Source organism: Rhizobium rosettiformans W3 (assembly GCF_004912135.1).
Taxonomy (GTDB): Bacteria; Pseudomonadota; Alphaproteobacteria; order Rhizobiales; family Rhizobiaceae; genus Allorhizobium; species Allorhizobium rosettiformans.
This window is the reverse complement of sequence record NZ_STGU01000004.1, coordinates 289,223-305,723: the sequence shown is the minus strand read 5'-3', so window position 1 is coordinate 305,723 and position 16,501 is coordinate 289,223. Positions and strand designations below refer to the sequence as shown.

The 16,501-nt window shown below is 62.5% G+C and carries 18 protein-coding genes; 8 read left to right on the top strand and 10 right to left on the bottom strand.

The window, feature by feature from the left end:
- Nucleotides 1–24 precede the first annotated feature (24 nt).
- Nucleotides 25–657 (bottom strand): LysE family translocator, encoded by a 633-nt coding sequence (locus FAA86_RS09920; RefSeq protein ID WP_136540194.1) that lies wholly within the window; start codon nucleotides 655–657, stop codon nucleotides 25–27.
- Between the two features lie 124 nt (nucleotides 658–781).
- Here FAA86_RS09920 and FAA86_RS09915 point away from each other — a divergent pair, with 124 nt between their 5' ends.
- From FAA86_RS09915 to FAA86_RS09905, 3 genes are all read left to right on the top strand, one after another.
- Nucleotides 782–1,399, top strand: a complete 618-nt coding sequence (locus FAA86_RS09915) for a LysE family translocator (protein WP_136540192.1) — start codon at nucleotides 782–784, stop codon at nucleotides 1,397–1,399.
- Between the two features lie 174 nt (nucleotides 1,400–1,573).
- Nucleotides 1,574–2,542 carry a cysteine synthase A gene (cysK, locus tag FAA86_RS09910; RefSeq protein ID WP_113460185.1) on the top strand — a complete coding sequence of 323 codons (969 nt, stop codon included), beginning with the start codon at nucleotides 1,574–1,576 and terminating at the stop codon, nucleotides 2,540–2,542.
- A 115-nt stretch (nucleotides 2,543–2,657) separates the two neighbouring features.
- Nucleotides 2,658–3,710 (top strand): HWE histidine kinase domain-containing protein, encoded by a 1,053-nt coding sequence (locus tag FAA86_RS09905; RefSeq protein WP_136540190.1) that lies wholly within the window; start codon nucleotides 2,658–2,660, stop codon nucleotides 3,708–3,710.
- 28 nt (nucleotides 3,711–3,738) lie between these two features.
- On the opposite strand, the gene FAA86_RS09900 is transcribed toward FAA86_RS09905, so the two are convergent.
- The 9 genes from FAA86_RS09900 to rsmI form a co-directional block, all read right to left on the bottom strand.
- Nucleotides 3,739–5,268, bottom strand: a complete 1,530-nt coding sequence (locus FAA86_RS09900) for a YifB family Mg chelatase-like AAA ATPase (RefSeq protein ID WP_136540188.1) — start codon at nucleotides 5,266–5,268, stop codon at nucleotides 3,739–3,741.
- A gap of 193 nt (nucleotides 5,269–5,461) precedes the next feature.
- Complete coding sequence (gene gshB, locus FAA86_RS09895) at nucleotides 5,462–6,409, bottom strand: glutathione synthase (protein WP_136540186.1); 948 nt, start codon at nucleotides 6,407–6,409, stop codon at nucleotides 5,462–5,464.
- A 96-nt stretch (nucleotides 6,410–6,505) separates the two neighbouring features.
- Nucleotides 6,506–6,997, bottom strand: a complete 492-nt coding sequence (locus tag FAA86_RS09890) for a cupin domain-containing protein (protein ID WP_136540184.1) — start codon at nucleotides 6,995–6,997, stop codon at nucleotides 6,506–6,508.
- 85 nt (nucleotides 6,998–7,082) lie between these two features.
- Nucleotides 7,083–8,195, bottom strand: a complete 1,113-nt coding sequence (locus FAA86_RS09885; RefSeq protein ID WP_136540182.1) for a sn-glycerol-3-phosphate import ATP-binding protein UgpC — start codon at nucleotides 8,193–8,195, stop codon at nucleotides 7,083–7,085.
- A 14-nt stretch (nucleotides 8,196–8,209) separates the two neighbouring features.
- Entirely contained in the window at nucleotides 8,210–9,052 is an 843-nt protein-coding gene (gene ugpE / locus FAA86_RS09880; RefSeq protein ID WP_136540181.1) for a sn-glycerol-3-phosphate ABC transporter permease UgpE, read from the bottom strand.
- Between the two features lie 10 nt (nucleotides 9,053–9,062).
- The gene (locus FAA86_RS09875; protein WP_113460192.1) at nucleotides 9,063–9,944 is read right to left on the bottom strand and encodes an ABC transporter permease subunit; all 882 of its coding nucleotides are present in this window, start codon (nucleotides 9,942–9,944) and stop codon (nucleotides 9,063–9,065) included.
- Between the two features lie 69 nt (nucleotides 9,945–10,013).
- Complete coding sequence (locus FAA86_RS09870) at nucleotides 10,014–11,312, bottom strand: extracellular solute-binding protein (RefSeq protein ID WP_136540179.1); 1,299 nt, start codon at nucleotides 11,310–11,312, stop codon at nucleotides 10,014–10,016.
- 135 nt (nucleotides 11,313–11,447) lie between these two features.
- Nucleotides 11,448–11,816 (bottom strand): YraN family protein, encoded by a 369-nt coding sequence (locus tag FAA86_RS09865; protein ID WP_136540177.1) that lies wholly within the window; start codon nucleotides 11,814–11,816, stop codon nucleotides 11,448–11,450.
- Entirely contained in the window at nucleotides 11,813–12,730 is a 918-nt protein-coding gene (gene rsmI / locus FAA86_RS09860) for a 16S rRNA (cytidine(1402)-2'-O)-methyltransferase (RefSeq protein ID WP_136540175.1), read from the bottom strand. The genes FAA86_RS09865 and rsmI overlap by 4 nt, the downstream gene beginning before the upstream one ends.
- 225 nt (nucleotides 12,731–12,955) lie before the next feature.
- Here rsmI and dnaN point away from each other — a divergent pair, with 225 nt between their 5' ends.
- The 5 genes from dnaN to FAA86_RS09835 all read left to right on the top strand — a co-directional run bounded on the left by dnaN (nucleotide 12,956) and on the right by FAA86_RS09835 (nucleotide 16,404).
- The gene (dnaN, locus tag FAA86_RS09855; RefSeq protein WP_113460196.1) at nucleotides 12,956–14,074 is read left to right on the top strand and encodes a DNA polymerase III subunit beta; all 1,119 of its coding nucleotides are present in this window, start codon (nucleotides 12,956–12,958) and stop codon (nucleotides 14,072–14,074) included.
- Nucleotides 14,075–14,197: 123 nt separating this feature from the next.
- Nucleotides 14,198–14,791 carry a phospholipid N-methyltransferase PmtA gene (pmtA, locus tag FAA86_RS09850; RefSeq protein WP_136540173.1) on the top strand — a complete coding sequence of 198 codons (594 nt, stop codon included), beginning with the start codon at nucleotides 14,198–14,200 and terminating at the stop codon, nucleotides 14,789–14,791.
- A 10-nt stretch (nucleotides 14,792–14,801) separates the two neighbouring features.
- A complete protein-coding gene (locus tag FAA86_RS09845; RefSeq protein WP_136540171.1) occupies nucleotides 14,802–15,392 on the top strand; it encodes a histidine phosphatase family protein in 591 nt (196 codons plus the stop codon).
- Nucleotides 15,389–16,093 (top strand): orotidine-5'-phosphate decarboxylase, encoded by a 705-nt coding sequence (gene pyrF / locus FAA86_RS09840; RefSeq protein WP_136540169.1) that lies wholly within the window; start codon nucleotides 15,389–15,391, stop codon nucleotides 16,091–16,093. The genes FAA86_RS09845 and pyrF overlap by 4 nt, the downstream gene beginning before the upstream one ends.
- 23 nt (nucleotides 16,094–16,116) lie before the next feature.
- Nucleotides 16,117–16,404, top strand: coding sequence for a DUF1330 domain-containing protein (locus tag FAA86_RS09835; protein ID WP_136540167.1), 288 nt, complete (start codon nucleotides 16,117–16,119; stop codon nucleotides 16,402–16,404).
- Nucleotides 16,405–16,501: the final 97 nt, after the last annotated feature.

Genomic DNA, 16,501 nt, shown 5'->3' with positions numbered 1-16,501 from the left:
GCCGCGACGCATTTTTTCACTCTGCTATCGATGGGCCTCCGTCACCATCCGCACCGCCAGACCGGCCAGCACCGTGCCCATCAGCCAGCGCTGCACCACCATCCAGAAGGGGCGGCCGGCCAGGAAGAGGGCGATGGCGCCGGCCGAAAGCGCGATCAGGCCATTGACCGTAACGCTGATGACGATCTGGGCGGATCCGAGGCTTAGCGACTGGAGCAAGACGCTGCCGCGTGCGGGATCGATGAATTGCGGAAGGAGCGAAACGTAGAGGATGGCGACCTTCGGATTGAGCAGGCTGGTGACGAAGCCCATGACGAAGAGCTTGCGCGGGCTGTCGACGGGCAGATCGCGCACCTGGAAGGGCGAGCGCCCGCCGGGGCGCAGTGCCTGCCAGGCGAGCCAGCCGAGATAGAGCGCGCCGCAGAATTTCAAAAGGTCGTAGGCGAATGGCACGGCGAGCAGCAGCACGGTGATCCCGAGCGCGGTCAACAGCATGTAGACGACGAAACCGAGTGCCACGCCCCCGAGCGAAACAAGGCCGGCCATCGGCCCCTGGCAGATCGACCGGGAAACGAGATAGATCATGTTCGGGCCCGGTGTCAGCACCATGCCAAGGCAGATCAGGCTGAAAGCGAGGAAGGCAGAGAGGCTCGGCATGAGGGCGTTTCTCACAGGGGTTTGCGCCTCCTAGCTGCAGAGCGGTGGAAGGCGCAATCGCGATCGTGTCACCGTTGCAAGTCTTTCGCTCCAGGACTAGAAATGGCGGCGCAGGAGACCATCCATGACACTGACGACGATCATCGCCTATTGCGGCGCGCTGTTCATTGCGGCCGCCATTCCGGGACCCGGCATGACCGCGATCGTGGCGCGGGCTCTGGGCTCCGGCTTCCGTCCGACCTTCTTCATGGGGCTCGGGCTCATTCTCGGCGATCTCGTCTATCTGACGGCCGTGATCCTCGGGCTTTCGGTTCTGGCCAAGACTTTCGTCACGCCTTTCCTGATCCTGAAATTCCTGGGTGCGGCCTATCTCGTCTATGTCGCCTGGAAGCTCTGGACATCCGGTCTCCTGCCGCAGGATATCAAGGCGGAGCGTGCCATGCGTCCCTCCATGTCCTTTCTGTCCGGCCTGTTGGTGACGCTCGGCAATCCGAAGACCATGCTGTTTTACGTCGCGCTGGTGCCGACGCTCATCCCGCTCGAGGCGATCGGGCTTGCCGACTATCTCCTGCTGGTCGGGCTGACATTCGTGGTGCTGATGGCCGTGCTGTTGCCCTATATTCTGCTGGCGGCTCAGGCGCGTGGGCTCCTGAAGCGGCCGGAAGCGCTGAAGGTGTTGAACCGGAGTGCGGCTGGCATTCTCGCCGGCACGGCGGCCTATATCGCGGCGCGGGCTGCCTGATCTCTCCGTTCACTGCAACAATCCGGCTCTGAAGCGCTTTTCTCCATTGGCGCTCGGGACAACGGCCTGGGAGCAGATTTTTCCAAGGATCGCGCTCGGCGCGGCATGGCTATGCTGGCATGGCGCGCAGGCCAAGCGTAAGCTCGCGCCAAACACATCATCAGGGAGAGATACATGACTGAGCAGAAGAAACCCGGCCGCGGACGCGTTTACGGCTCGATCACCGAGACGATCGGCGATACGCCCATCGTGCGTCTCGACAAGCTGGCCAAGGAAAAGGGCGTGAAGGCGCATCTGCTCGCCAAGCTCGAATTCTTCAACCCAATCGCCTCCGTCAAGGACCGCATCGGTGTGGCCATGATCGAAAGCCTGGAAGCCCAGGGCAAGATCACCCCCGGCAAGACCACGCTGATCGAGCCGACCTCCGGCAATACCGGCATCGCGCTCGCCTTCGCCGCCGCCGCCAAGGGTTACAAGCTGATCCTGACCATGCCCGAAACCATGTCGATCGAGCGCCGCAAGATGCTGGCCCTGCTCGGCGCCGAACTCGTTCTGACCGAGGGCGCCAAGGGCATGAAGGGCGCCATCGCCAAGGCGCAGGAACTGGCCGAGACGACGCCGGATGCGATCATTCCGCAGCAGTTCGAAAACCCCGCCAATCCGGAAATTCACCGCAAGACGACGGCCGAGGAAATTTGGAACGACACGGACGGCCAGATCGATATCTTCGTTTCCGGCATCGGCACGGGCGGTACGATCACCGGCACCGGGCAGGTGCTGAAAAGCCGCAAGCCCGACATCAAGGTCGTGGCCGTCGAGCCGACCGACAGCCCGGTTCTGTCCGGCGGCAATCCCGGTCCACACAAGATCCAGGGCATCGGCGCGGGCTTTGCCCCCGCTATTCTCGACACCCATGTCTATGACGAGGTGATCACCGTCAGCAATGACGAGGCTTTCGAGCATGCCCGTCTCGTTGCGCGGCTTGAAGGTGTGCCGGTTGGCATTTCCTCGGGTGCTGCGTTGACCGCGGCCATCAAGCTTGGCCAGCGGGAGGAAAATGCCGGCAAGACGATCGTCGTCATCATTCCTTCCTTTGCCGAACGCTATCTCTCGACCGCGCTCTTTGCCGGCCTCGGCGAGTAAGTCGTCGAACGGAAGCGCCGGTCCCGGCGCTTCCTCCATTGCGGGCGTACCGTTCCCCGGCTAGATTGGTTCACGACAAATTGACTGTCTGCTTCAGTGCATTTCCCGGGGGTCCATGCGCGCACTTCTTCATCGCCTGCCTGCCTTCGCCTCCGTTCAAGACCCGCTCTCCGGTGGCGGCCTGATCGCGACCTATGTGGCAAGCCTCATCGTCTTTGCGGTGGCGCTGGCCATCAGGGCATGGTTCGATCCCGTCCTGCCGGCCGGGTTTCCCTTCCTCACCTTCTTCCCCGCCGTGATCATCTGCGGCTTCGTCTTCGGCCTGCGCCAGGGCGTGATGGTGGCCGCGCTCTCGGGGCTCTCTGCCTGGTATTTCTTCATCAGCCCCGGACGCTTCGACTTCTCCGTGGGCACGCTGCTCGCCATGGCGCTCTACATTTTCGTGGTGACCACCGAGCTGACGCTGATTTACCTCGTCACCCAGGCCTATCGCAAGGAAATGACCGCGCGCGAGGAAATCCAGCGACTGGCCGAACAGCAGGAGGTGATGGCGCTGGAACTCGACCACCGCCTGAAGAACATCTTCGCCACAATCAACGCCATCATCAGCCTTTCGCTCAAGAATGCTTCGAGTGCCGACGAACTCGCAGCCCGGTTGCGGGACCGACTGGCGGCGCTCGGGCGCTCCAATCTGTTGCTTCGCGGCCTGCGCAAGGGGGAAGATGCCTCCCTACAGAGCGTGATCTTCCAGGCGCTGGAGCCCTTCGCCATCGTCGGCACCGCACGTTTCACCGCCAACGGCCCCAAGGTGCCGATCGGCGGACAGACCGTGGTTGTGCTCAGCCTCATCCTGCACGAGCTCGGGACCAATGCCGCGAAATATGGTGCGCTCAGCGTCCAGGGTGGTCGTGTGGACCTCGACTGGTTGATCGAGAGCACCGCCGACAATGACGAGCAGCTCGTCATCACCTGGCGCGAAAACGGCGGCCCCGCGCCGACGCCACCGGTGGCGGGCGCGGGTGGCTTCGGCTCGACGCTGATGAAGCGCGTCATTGCCGGCGTCCGCGGCCAGACCGAGATCAGCTATCCGCAGGACGGGGCCGTCGTCCGCCTGCTGCTGCCGGTCGACATGCTGCGGCCGACCAGCGAAGCAGCCGCCGACAACTGAGCTTCACCGCCGCTCACCTTCCCTCCCCTCATGCCGCCGCCGCAAGGCGCTCGGACGCGATGCGATAGGAGATCGCCTCGGCGAGATGAATGCGCCCCAGGGTCTCCGTGCCGTCGAGATCTGCGAGCGTGCGGGCGACCTTCAGCACCCGGTGATATCCCCGTGCCGAGAAGCGGAATTTCTCCGCCGCGTCTAGCAGGAGCTGCAGGCCCGAGGCATCCGGCTCCGCCAGCGTCTCGATCAGCGCGGTGGAGCAGCGCGCATTGGTGCTGAAGGGCAGGCCGAGGCGCTCGAAGCGATCGCGCTGGCGGGCACGGGCGGCTGCCACGCGTTTTGCGACATCCGCGCTGCTTTCGGCTGCGCGAGGCTTGATCAGATCGGTCGCCGACACCGCGGGTACGTCGATCCTAATGTCGATGCGATCCATCAGGGGGCCCGAGATGCGCCCCTGATATTCCGTCTGGCAGCGGATCCCGCGGGCACAGACATGCCCAGGCTCTCCTGCCATGCCGCAACGGCAGGGGTTCATGGCGGCAACGAGCTGAAAATCGGAGGGGTAGGAGACCCGATGGTTCGCACGGGCAATGATGCATTCGCCGGTCTCCAGCGGCTGTCGAAGCGCATCGAGCACGGGCGGCGCAAATTCCGGCAGTTCGTCGAGAAACAGGATGCCGTGATGGGCAAGCGAGGCCTCACCCGGCTTGGCCCTGAGCCCCCCGCCCACGAGCGCTGCCATGGTGGCGGAATGATGGGGCGTGCGAAAGGGCCGCCGATCGGAGAGCTTGCCACCGGAGAGCTGGCCGGCGATCGAATGGATCATCGAGACTTCGAGCAGTTCGGGCGCTGACAGCGGCGGCAGGATCGACGGCAGGCGAGCCGCCAGCATGGATTTGCCCGACCCCGGCGGGCCGACAAACAGGAGATTGTGTCCGCCGGCCGCAGCGACCTCCAGCGCGCGCTTGGCGCTTTCCTGGCCCTTGATGTCGGCAAGGTCAGGCAGATTGGCGGGAAGCGCTCTGACCGAGGGCTCCGGCCTCGACAGGACCTGGGTACCGCGAAAATGATTGGCGAGCGCAATCAGGCTGCGGGGTGCCAGGATGTCGATCTCGCTGCCGGCCCAGGCGGCTTCCGCGCCGCTGTCGGCCGGGCAGATGAGCCCCTTGTCCAGAGCGTTGGCGCTGATCGCCGCCGGAAGCGCGCCTGCGATCGGTGCGATGGTGCCATCCAGGTTGAGCTCGCCGATAACAAGAAAGCCCTGCAGCGCATCGCCGGGGATTGCCCCGAGTGTTGCCATCAGACCGAGCGCAATCGGCAGATCGAAATGCGAGCCTTCCTTGGGCAGATCGGCCGGCGCCAGATTGACGGTCACCCGTTTTGCTGGAAGCGCCAGCCCCGAGGCATGGAGCGCGGCCTGAACGCGCTCGCGGCTCTCGGCCACCGCCTTGTCGGGCAGGCCGACAATCTGCATGCCCGTCTTGCCGGGCGCCACCATGACCTGAACCTCGACGGGCACGCCTTCGATGCCCTGAAATGCAACCGTACTGATACGCGCTACCATCGCCCGCCCTCGCCGATCGACCTATAGTCGCCGATGCAACTTCATATTGCGTGTAGCGACGGGAACAATCTCGCATAAGACGAGCCGTTCCGCAAGAACATTTGCGGAACATCTGCATCTACCGATAGGGCTTCAGTTGTGCCCGGTTGTGCAGCGGGAACACAGGGGGAACTTCGATATCGAAATCAGGCGGTTAAGCGCGCTTGCGTTCGATCGCGTCCCAGAGCAGTGCGGCGATATCCGCGCCGCCGAACTTCTTCACCTCACGAATCCCGGTCGGCGAAGTGACGTTGATCTCCGTCATGTAGTCGCCGATGACGTCGATGCCGACGAGCAGGAAGCCACGTTCGCGAAGTGCTGGGCCGATGCGCACGCAAATCTCGCGCTCGCGCGCGGTCAGCTCGGTCGCCTCGGCGCGGCCGCCGACATGCATGTTGGAGCGGCTGTCGTGTTCGGCGGGTACGCGGTTGATTGCGCCGACCGGTTCGCCATCGACCAGGATGATGCGCTTGTCGCCCTTGCGCACCGCCGGAAGGTAGCCCTGCGCGATGAAGGGCTCGCGGAACATCTGCGCGAACATTTCCATCAGCGAGGTGAAGTTGCGGTCGTCGCGGGTGGAGTGGAAGACGCCGGCGCCGCCATTGCCATAGAGCGGCTTCAGGATGATATCGCCCTGCTCTTCGCGGAAGCGGGCGATCTCGGCCGGATCCTTGGTGATCAGCGTCGGCGGCATCAGGTCGGCGAATTCGGTGACGAAGATCTTCTCCGGCGAGTTGCGCACCCAGGCCGGATCATTGACGACCAGGGTCTTTGGATGGATGCGTTCAAGGAAATGCGTCGAGGTGATGTAGCTCATGTCGAAGGGCGGATCCTGGCGGAGCAGTACGACGTCCATGGTCGAGAGATCGATGCGTTCCGGCGCACCCAGCGTGAAGTGGTCGCCCTTGACGTCCCGCAGCTCCATCGGCTCGACGGTTGCGTAGACACGGCCGTCACGCATGGAGAGCTGGTCGGGCGTGTAGTGAAACAGCTTGTAGCCCCGGTTCTGAGCCTCCAGGCTCATGGCGAAGGTGGAATCACCCGCGATGTTGATCGTGGATACGTGGTCCATCTGGACCGCGACATTGGTGATCTTCGCCATGTGGTTTGTCCCCGTTGAAAAGCACCGGAGATGTAGGCCGTGCGGCAGGGGATGGCAACGCCGCACAGCCTCAAATTTGCTGAAGATCGTTTCAGGTCAAAGTGCGGAGTATTTCCCGCGCCGCAGCGCGTTGCGGATCCGGTAGAGCGTCGCCAGCGGCTCCGGGAACTGCTTGCGCAGGAAGGCAACCTTGCGGACGTAAGTGTCGACACGCCAGGTCGACCAGGTGCCCTGGCGGAAATAGGCGATGTCGCCCGTTCTCAGTATGCGCTGGGTTCCATCCTCGGCCGTGACATGCACTTCGCCTTCCTGGATGACCACCGTCTCGTCCCAGCCGAAATACCAGCGGAACTCACCAGCGGTGCAATCCCAGACCGCGGTCAGGCTCGCCTCGTCGGCGCTCTGGGAATGCTCGCCGATGCGGGCGAGCGGCGTTCCCCTGACGATCCAGTCCGGATTGATCGGCGCGGCTTTCAGCGCCAGATGATCCGCATTGGCGGCAATGACCGGCGGCTGACCATCCGCACGACGGTTCGGCACCGTCAGCGCCATGCTGGCCATTCCGGCCAAAAAAAGTTTTAACGGCATGAGTACCCCCTCACAATCCAGAGGGCACCCTATCCACAAGCTCCTAAAGTGACGTGTTCCCGATCGTTAAAATGCAAACGATCGATCAGGCCAGCACGGCGCTCCGATCCGCAACAACGGCATCCGACATACCCTGCCGCGCGTAAGGCTCGAGACGCCGACCGGTGTCGAGCGCGAAGAAGTGCAGGCGGCTCGGGGCGATGTGCAGCGGCAGACGGTCGCCGAGCGGCACATTGGAGCCGAGAACGGCCGTCAGTGGCTGATCGCCGATTAGGCCATGCACCAGACGCTGGGCGCCCAGTTCCTCGACGTAATCGATCGCGAGATCGAACATCACCTGACCTTCGCCTGCCAGCGCCAGGTCTTCTGCCCGGATGCCGACGCGCACCTCGCCCTGCGGCCAGGTCTCGGACAGGGGAATGCGGGCGTCGCCGATGGAAAGCTCATGGCCCTCGATCCGGCCGTTGACGAGGTTCATGGCCGGCGAGCCGATGAAGCTCGCGACGAAGGTGGAGGCCGGTCGGTTATAGACCTCGAGCGGCGTACCGATCTGCTCGATGCGGCCACCGTTCAGCACCACCAGGCGATCGGCCAGCGTCATGGCTTCCAGCTGGTCGTGGGTGACGTAGATCGCCGTGGTCTTCAGGCGCTTCTGCAGCTTGCGGATTTCGCCACGCATGGTGACGCGCAGCTTGGCGTCGAGGTTCGACAACGGCTCGTCGAAGAGGAAGACGGCGGGCTTGCGGACGATGGCACGACCCATGGCGACGCGCTGGCGTTGTCCGCCGGACAACGCGCGCGGCTTGCGGTCGAGATATTTCTCGATCTCCAGCATCCTGGCGGCTTCCGCCACGCGGGCAGCGATTTCGGCCTTCGGGGTGCCGCGGTTCTTCAGGCCGTAGGCGAGATTGTCGAAAACGGTCATGTGCGGATAAAGCGCGTAGTTCTGGAAGACCATGGCGATGTCGCGGTCTGCCGGCTCGACCTCGTTGACGACGCGGTCGCCGATCGAGATCGTGCCCTGCGAGATGGCTTCGAGACCGGCCACCATGCGCAGCAGCGTGGACTTGCCGCAGCCGGAGGGGCCGACGAGCACGATGAATTCGCCATCCTCGATCTGGATGTCGACGCTGTCGACGGCCTTTGCGCCGCCCTTGTCGTAGATCTTGGAGACCTCGTTGATGTCGATGGACGCCATGGAGCGTACTCCTCTTACTTGTCGGATTCGGTCAGGCCCTTGATGAACCAGCTCTGGAACACCACCACCACGATGACGGGCGGCAGCAGTGCGAGCACGGCCATGGCAAAGGCTTCGTTGTAATCGGGGATCTGCGAGCCGACCCAGACCTGCAGGATCTGCTTGATGCCGCGCATCAGAGTGTAGAAGCCCTCATCTGTCGTCATCAGCATGGGCCAGAGATACTGGTTCCAGCCATAGACAAACATGATGATGAAGACGGCGGCGATCATGGTGCGCGACAGCGGTACCAGCACGTCGATGAAGAACTTGAAGGGGCCGGCGCCGTCGATGCGGGCAGCCTCCAGCAGCTCGTCGGGCACGGACTTGAAGAACTGCCGGAAGAAGAAGGTGCCGGTGGCGGATGCCAGAAGCGGCAGGATCAGACCCTGATAGCTGTTGAGCAGCGAGAGATCGCTCATCACCTTGTAGGTCGGCATGATGCGCACTTCGAGCGGCAAAAGCAGCGTGGTGAAGATCAGCCAGAAGGCGAGGGTGGCGAAACGGAAGCGGAAGTAGACGATGGCATAGGCCGCCAGCATCGAGAGCACGATCTTGCCGACGGCAAAGCCTAAGCCGAGGATCAACGAGTTCATCGCCATGGTCAGGCCGGTCACCTGGCCGGTGAAACCGCCTGACTTGAAGAGGACCTTGTCATAGGTCGAGGTGAAGTCGTCGCCAATCGACAGCATCAGGCCGTTGGTATGGATCTCGGCGGCCGAATGGGTGGACGTCGTGAAGGCGACCACCAGCGGCCCGAGCATGAAGATGACGCCTGCGATCAGGATCAGGTGGTCGAAGAATTTGGTGCGATACATGGCGCTCTCCTCAACCGTAATGGACGCGGCGTTCGATGAAGCGGAACTGGATCATGGTCAGCACCAGAACGACCAGCATCAGGATGACCGACTGGGCGGAGGACGAGCCGAGGTCATTGCCGCGGAAGCCGTCGAGATAGACCTTGTAGACCAGGGTGATCGGGTTGTTGGCCGGCTTGTCTTTCACGATGACGTCGATGACGCCGAAGGTGTCGAAGAGCGAATAGGTCATGTTGATGACCAGAAGGAAGAAGGCCGTCGGGGTGAGCAGCGGCAGGATCACGGTCCAGAAACGGCGCGTGCCGGACTTGCAGTCGATGGCGGCGGCTTCACGGATCGAGGCCGGGATGCCCTGAAGGCCCGAGAGGAAAAAGATGAAATTGTAGGGGATCTGGTTCCAGACGGCGACCATCACCATGGCGAAGGCCGTGTCGAAGTAGTTCAGCCCCACCTTCATCTCCCAGCCGAACAGAGCGGCGAATTTGACGAAGGGGCCGATATGCTGGTCGAAGAGCATCATGCCGATCAGGCCCGCAACCGGCGGCGCAATGGCATAGACGACGATCAGCAGCGTCTTGTAGGCGGACTTGCCACGGATCACCGCATCCGCCTTCAGGGCGAGCAGCAGGCCGAGGGAGAGCGCCAGGAAGGTGACGATCAGGCTGTAGCCGATCGTGAAGCGGGCGATTTTCTGATACTCGGGCGAGGTAAGCGCATCGGTATAGTTGGAAGCGCCGACGAAGGTCGAGCCGAAGCCGAAGGGATCCTCGATATAGAAGGACGAGGTGATCGCCTGCATCGAGGGCCAGTAGAAGAAAATGGAGATGATCGCGAACTGCGGTAGCAGGAATAGATATGGCAGATATCGCGAGTTGAACTGGACGCGCTTCATGGGGCCCTCTCAATGCAAGTCCCGGGGGCTTGTCGCCCCCGGGTTTCTCAGTCGCTCAGGGTATGGTGATCAGCCGGCCGTCTTGGCGAAGCGGGCGAGAAGCTCGTCGGCTTCCTTCTTGATCGTTTCCATGGCGTCCTTGGCAGTGGTTTCACCGGCGAAGAGACGGTTGTATTCGCGCTCCATGATCACGCGGATCTGCGGGTAGAAGCCAAGGCGATAGCCCTTGTTCCACTCGGCAGACGGCAGCTGGAGCTGCTGGATGCCAACTTCGGCAGCCGGCTTTTCGTTGTAGTAGCCTTCAGACTTCGACAGCTCGTAAGCAGCGTTGGTGATGGCGACATAGCCGGTGGCCTGGTGGTAGAACTTCTGGACTTCGGTCGAGGTCAGGAAGTTGAAGAAGGAGCCCGAGCACTTGTTTTCTTCAGCCGACTTACCAGCCATTGCGAAGAGAGCAGCGCCACCGATGAAGGAGTGGACGCCAGCGCCTTCGATCGAGTTCCAGTAAGGCAGGAAGGTCGCCGAGAAGGGCATGGTGGCGGTCTTCTGCAGGCCGCCGAAGGAGCCCGAGGAGCCGATCCAGAGAGCAGCCTTGCCTTCTTCGAAGACCTTCTGGTTATCGTTCCAGGCGGCACCGTAGTAGCCGAACAGGCCCTGGTCGTACCAGGCCTTCAGCTTGTCATACATCATGACATGGTTTTCGTCGGTGACGTTGATCGTCGTGTCGACGATGCTGTCGTAACCGTTGTTGTTCGAGGCGAACTGGATGTTGTTGCGCGAGAAGAAGTTCTCGGTGAACTGCCAGGTGAGCTGCGACTGAACGAGCGGGATGTAACCGGCTTCCTTCAGCTTCGGCGCGATGGCTTCGAACTCTTCCCAGGTCTTCGGGGCTTCGACGCCAGCCTTCTTCAGGGCTTCGTCGTTGATGTACATGATCGGCGCCGAGGAATTGAACGGCATGCCGACGAACTTGCCATCGGAGTCAGCGTAGAAGTAACGCACGCCTTCGATGAAGGCTTCGCGGTTGAATTCGAAGCCGTTGTCCTTCAGGAGGTCTTCGGCCGGAATGGTCGCGCCCTTGGCGTTGATGATGGTCGCGGCGCCTGCGTCGAAGACCTGCAGGATGTTCGGCTGCTCGCCCGAACGGAAGGCGGCGATGCCGGCCGACAGGGCTTCTTCGTACGAGCCCTTGGAAACGGGCGTCAGAACGCATTCGGTCTGGGCAGCGTTGAACTTCTGAGCGATCTCGTTGATCACTTCGCCATTGCGGCCGCCCATGCCGTGCCACCACGTAATGTTGGTCGCGGCAAGCGTCGTCGATGCGGTCATGGTCAGGGCCAGAGCGGCCAGGGAAATCTTCTTGATCATGGAATAGATCCTCTCCACCGGTTGTTGCGGTGAGGGCTCCATTAGGCGCGCTCCATGACAGCGACTTGAACGTTTTATGTCAGAGCTGTCACAAAACGAAGCTTTCGAGATTCACTGATCGAAAGTGAAACGAAGCTAAAATGCGCCCTCGAAATGGGTGGGCCAACGCCAGGGCCGCACCACGATGATATCATGGCGAAGTGACAGTCGTGTTGCATCGGATTGCTTGCGCAGCCAATGATCTGCGGCATTTTCGATGCGCTTCTCGGCGGTGTAGCTCACCGCATCGACGCCGGCGCGGAGGTCTCTTCTGGCTTTCACTTCGACGAAAATGACGAGATTGCCGCGCCGCGCGATGATGTCCACTTCGCCGGCCTTCGTCTTGTAGCGTAATGCAACGATGCGGTAGCCCTTGAGGAGCAGCGCGAGCGCCGCGCGGTATTCCGACCAGCGGCCCAGCCTCTCGGCGCGGATGCGTTTTCGATCCGCGCTCCTGGGCTTCATGCGGTCCCCTTGAGTTCCAGAAGACGCTGATAGAGATCCTTGCGCGGAAGGCCTGTCAGCTTGGCGGCTTCCGTCGCGGCCTTGGCCGTCGGCAGGGTGGTGGCAAGCTCGGTCAGCAAACGGTCGACATCGGCCGCGTCGGGCGCAGCATCGGGGGCCGGCGGACCGATGACGAGCACGATCTCGCCCTTGACCGTCTTTTCCGCATAGTCTTGAGCGAGATCGCCCAACGGCCCGCGGCGAAACTCCTCGAAGGCTTTTGTCAGCTCGCGGCAGACAGAGGCCAATCGCTCGACGCCGAGTTCGTCGGCGGCGGCGGCCAGCGTATCGCCGATGCGATGGGGAGACTCGAAGAAGATCAGTGTCGCCGGCACCTTGGCGAGCTCGCGCAGTCGGTCGCGCTTTGCCTTGTCCTTGGTCGGCAGGAATCCGGCAAAGAGGAAGGCGTCATTCGGCAGGCCGGAGCCGACCAGAGCCGCGAGCGGGGCAGAGGCGCCGGGGATCGGCACGACGCGGTGGCCCGCCTCGATCGCCAGCTGGCCGAGACGGTAACCCGGATCGGAAACGAGCGGCGTACCGGCATCGGAGACCAGAGCGACAGACTTGCCGGCTTCGAGGGCTGCCAGCAGGCGAGCGCCTGCCTCGTCGGCATTGTGCTCGTGATAGGCGTAAGGCCGGTTCTCGATGCCGTAGCGGTCGAGAAGCACGCGCGTCACCCGCGTATCCTCGCAGGCGAGCACATCGGCACCGGCCAAGGTTTCGAGTGCACGGATGGTGATGTCGCCGAGATTGCCGATCGGCGTTGCGACCAGATAAAGCGCGGGCTCCAGCGGTCGTGAGGCGACTGCTGTGTCGTTCAGGCGATAGCGCTTCGAGGCCGGGGTAGCCAACGCATTTTTGTCTTCTGTTGTCATGCGGCCTTTATCCTCCACCCCCACTCTCACGGCAAGGGCGGCCGGCCCATAAACCATTCCGATAACCTTGCGGTGGGACGGGCGTGGAAAACCTTGGAGCCTCTTGCTTTTCCCGCACTTTTGCTGCCATTTTGCCCGTCCACATCGTCCGGCCCGGGGACTGCCCGGCCCCCTTATTCCGATCCGGAACTCCGGAAGACGACACGTCGAAAGCGGTAGCATCCCATGCGTATAACTCTTGAACGGTCCAATCTCCTCAAGTCTCTGAACCACGTGCACCGCGTGGTGGAGCGTCGCAACACGATCCCGATCCTGTCCAACGTGCTCTTGAAGGCCGAAGGCGCGGCACTCGACATGAAGGCGACGGACCTCGATCTCGAGATCACCGAAAGCACCGCGGCCATGGTCGAGCAGGCAGGTGCCACCACCGTGCCGGCGCATCTGCTCTATGAAATCGTGCGCAAGCTGCCCGATGGCTCGGAAGTACTGCTGGCGACCAATCCGGATGGTGGCTCGATGACGGTGGCATCCGGCCGCTCGAAATTCTCGCTGCAGTGCCTGCCGCAGTCGGACTTCCCGGACCTGACCGCCGGGACCTTCACCCATTCCTTCAAGATCAAGGCATCCGACTTCAAGATGCTGATCGATCGCACGCAGTTTGCGATCTCGACGGAGGAAACCCGCTATTACCTCAACGGCATCTTTCTGCACACGATCGAGGCCGGTGGCGCGCTGAAGCTGCGCGCCGTCGCAACCGACGGTCACCGCCTTGCCCGCGCCGATGTCGACGCCCCCTCGGGCTCGGAAGGCATGCCGGGCATCATCATCCCGCGCAAGACAGTCGGCGAGCTGCAGAAGCTGATCGACAATCCGGATCTGACCATCGGCATCGAGATCTCGGATTCCAAGATCCGTCTCTCCATCGGCTCCGTGGTCCTGACCTCCAAGCTGATCGACGGCACCTTCCCGGATTATCAGCGCGTCATTCCGCAGGCAAACGACAAGGAAATGCGTGTCGATTGCCAGACCTTCGCCCGCGCCGTGGACCGCGTGTCGACCATTTCCTCAGAGCGTGGCCGCGCCGTGAAGCTCGCTCTGGCCGACGGCCAGTTGATGCTCACCGTCAACAATCCGGATTCGGGCAGTGCGACGGAAGAGGTCGCCGTCGGCTATGAAAGCGACGCGATGGAGATCGGCTTCAATGCGAAATATCTGCTCGACATCACCGCCCAGCTCTCCGGCGACGATGCCATCTTCATGCTCGCGGATGCCGGTTCTCCGACGCTTATTCGCGACACGGCCGGTGCTGACGCGCTCTACGTCCTGATGCCGATGCGCGTCTAAGCTGCCCGTCTGCGGCAGGCTTATGGCCCACATGCGGCATTCTCTCTTGCAATTGCGACAAAACGACCCAAAATTGTCGCAATAGGCTCGCAACAATCGAGCAACAACGAGAGAGGGACGATCATGGCCATCCGACTGAAGGAACGGTTCGAGAAGAAATTCGACGAGGAGATCCGTTTCTTCAAGGGCATGATGCAAGGTCCCAAGACGGTCGGCGCGATCGTGCCGACCTCTTCCGTCACCGCCAGGCGCATGGCGAGTGTAATCGAACCGAAGTCGGGTCTGCCCGTGCTCGAACTCGGTCCCGGAACCGGCGTCATCACCAAGCAGATCCTGGCGCGCGGCGTTCCCGCCGAAAAGATTGTTTCCGTCGAGTATTCCGAGGATTTCTACCGCCGCCTGGTCGAGGATTATGCCGGCGTCAATTTCATCCACGGCGACGCCTTTGATCTGAAGACATCGCTCGGCGCCTTCGCCGATCAGACCTTCGATTGCGTGATCTCGGCCGTACCAATGCTGAGCTTCCCGATGGAAGCCCGCATCCAACTGCTCGAGGACCTTCTGTCCCGTATCCCGGAAGGCCGTCCTGTGGTGCAGATCACCTATGGTCCGGTGTCTCCGATCATCGCGAAGCCCGATCGTTACCACATCCAGCATTTCGACTTCGTCGTGCGCAACATCCCGCCGGCGCAGCTCTGGATCTACCGCAGGGCCTGAGCGGCCTCTGATGTTCGGTCTCTACATCACCCATCCGCAGGTCCAGATCGATCCTGCCGTGCCGGTCCCTAACTGGGGTCTCTCCGCGCTTGGCCGAGCCCGTGCGGACGCATGCGTCACCCGGCCCTGGGTGCGGGAACTCTCGCGCATCGTCAGCAGCGGAGAGCGCAAGGCGATCGAGACCGCCGAGATCCTCGCCTCGGCCACGGGTGAGGATGTCGAAATCCAACTCGAGATGCACGAAAACGACCGATCGGCCACCGGCTTCCTCGCCCCGTCGGATTTCGAGGCGGCGGCCGACTGGTTCTTCGCCCATCCCGAGGAAAGCTATCGAGGTTGGGAGCGCGCCGTGGACGCCCAGGCGCGCATCGTCCGCGCCGTCGACAAGATCCTCGCCGCGCACGACATCCGTCAGCCGATCGCCTTCGTCGGCCATGGCGGCGTCGGCACGCTTCTGAAATGTCATCTTGCGGGCCAGCCGATCGCGCGAAACCAGGATCAAGCTGGGGGTGGCGGCAATCTTTTCTGCTTCTCCCTTGCAGACCGGCGCATCTCATGCGACTGGACGGCCATGGAGATCTGGCAGGAGTCTTTGTCTTGAGCGCACGTCACCGTCTCATCGTCGGACTGGATGTTCCGACTGTCCAGGAAGCGGAGCGGGTCGTCTTAACGCTCGGCGACAGCATCTCCTTCTACAAGATCGGCTATCAGCTCGCCTTTGCCGGCGGCCTGGAATTCGCCCGTGATCTCGCGCGGGAGGGCAAGCAGGTCTTTCTCGACATGAAGCTGCTCGACATCGACAACACGGTTGCTTCCGCTGTCGAGAATATCGCGCGCATGGGCATGACCATGCTGACACTGCATGCCTATCCGAAGGCCATGGCGGCTGCGGTCAAGGCCGCCGAAGGCTCCGGCCTCTGCCTGCTCGGCGTCACCGTACTCACCTCGATGGACGAGCAGGACCTGACCGATGCCGGTTATGAATACGACCGGCATACGCTGGTGCTGAAGCGCGCCGAACAGGCCCGTGCCGCCGGCATGGGCGGCATTGTCTGCTCGGCCGAAGAAGCCTCCGCCGTGCGCGGGATCGTCGGCCCGAAGATGGCGATAGTCACCCCCGGCATCCGGCCGGCCGGCGCCGACAAGGGCGACCAGAAGCGCGTCATGACGCCATCGGACGCAATTGCCGCGGGCTCCAGCCACCTCGTCGTGGCGCGCCCGATCGTCAAGGCGGAGGATCCGAAGGCAGCCGCACTCGCCATTCTCGCCGAGATGGACGACGCGCTCGCAAAGCAGGCGTAACGAAAGACAACCGGGAGGAAGACATGGCCAAAGGCTACTGGATCGCACGCGTCGATATCCGTGACCCTGAGCGTTACAAGGACTATGTCGCGGCGGCAAAGCCTGCGTTTGAGAAGTACGGCGCAGTGTTCCTCGCGCGCGGAGGCGAGTATACGAAGCTCGAAGGTCAGGTTCGTGCCCGCAACGTGGTGATCGAGTTCCCCTCGCATCAGGCTGCCGTCGACTGCTACAATTGCCCGGAATATCAGATCGCCGCCAAGATCCGCCAGGAAGTCGCGGATGCCGAGATGGTTGTCGTCGAAGGCGTTTGAGCCGTTCCTCCCCTGAGGCCGAATGTCCCGCGGATGAGGCCTTGACGGGCCTTTCCCCCGCCAGACGATTCGGCTAAGAGAGGCCAGATCGCGCATA

What these genes read in the sequence shown, in the direction of transcription:
- gshB (WP_136540186.1), bottom strand. Translation starts at nt 6,409, where the DNA reads ATGGCGAAGATCACCAATGTCGCGGTCCAGATGGACCACGTATCCACG.
- FAA86_RS09865 (WP_136540177.1), bottom strand. Translation starts at nt 11,816, where the DNA reads ATGAAGCCCAGGAGCGCGGATCGAAAACGCATCCGCGCCGAGAGGCTG.
- rsmI (WP_136540175.1), bottom strand. Translation starts at nt 12,730, where the DNA reads ATGACAACAGAAGACAAAAATGCGTTGGCTACCCCGGCCTCGAAGCGC.
- FAA86_RS09920 (WP_136540194.1), bottom strand. Translation starts at nt 657, where the DNA reads ATGCCGAGCCTCTCTGCCTTCCTCGCTTTCAGCCTGATCTGCCTTGGC.
- FAA86_RS09900 (WP_136540188.1), bottom strand. Translation starts at nt 5,268, where the DNA reads ATGGTAGCGCGTATCAGTACGGTTGCATTTCAGGGCATCGAAGGCGTG.
- pmtA (WP_136540173.1), top strand. Translation starts at nt 14,198, where the DNA reads ATGGCCATCCGACTGAAGGAACGGTTCGAGAAGAAATTCGACGAGGAG.
- FAA86_RS09845 (WP_136540171.1), top strand. Translation starts at nt 14,802, where the DNA reads ATGTTCGGTCTCTACATCACCCATCCGCAGGTCCAGATCGATCCTGCC.
- FAA86_RS09890 (WP_136540184.1), bottom strand. Translation starts at nt 6,997, where the DNA reads ATGCCGTTAAAACTTTTTTTGGCCGGAATGGCCAGCATGGCGCTGACG.
- ugpE (WP_136540181.1), bottom strand. Translation starts at nt 9,052, where the DNA reads ATGTATCGCACCAAATTCTTCGACCACCTGATCCTGATCGCAGGCGTC.
- dnaN (WP_113460196.1), top strand. Translation starts at nt 12,956, where the DNA reads ATGCGTATAACTCTTGAACGGTCCAATCTCCTCAAGTCTCTGAACCAC.
- FAA86_RS09885 (WP_136540182.1), bottom strand. Translation starts at nt 8,195, where the DNA reads ATGGCGTCCATCGACATCAACGAGGTCTCCAAGATCTACGACAAGGGC.
- FAA86_RS09870 (WP_136540179.1), bottom strand. Translation starts at nt 11,312, where the DNA reads ATGATCAAGAAGATTTCCCTGGCCGCTCTGGCCCTGACCATGACCGCA.
- FAA86_RS09905 (WP_136540190.1), top strand. Translation starts at nt 2,658, where the DNA reads ATGCGCGCACTTCTTCATCGCCTGCCTGCCTTCGCCTCCGTTCAAGAC.
- cysK (WP_113460185.1), top strand. Translation starts at nt 1,574, where the DNA reads ATGACTGAGCAGAAGAAACCCGGCCGCGGACGCGTTTACGGCTCGATC.
- FAA86_RS09875 (WP_113460192.1), bottom strand. Translation starts at nt 9,944, where the DNA reads ATGAAGCGCGTCCAGTTCAACTCGCGATATCTGCCATATCTATTCCTG.
- FAA86_RS09915 (WP_136540192.1), top strand. Translation starts at nt 782, where the DNA reads ATGACACTGACGACGATCATCGCCTATTGCGGCGCGCTGTTCATTGCG.
- FAA86_RS09835 (WP_136540167.1), top strand. Translation starts at nt 16,117, where the DNA reads ATGGCCAAAGGCTACTGGATCGCACGCGTCGATATCCGTGACCCTGAG.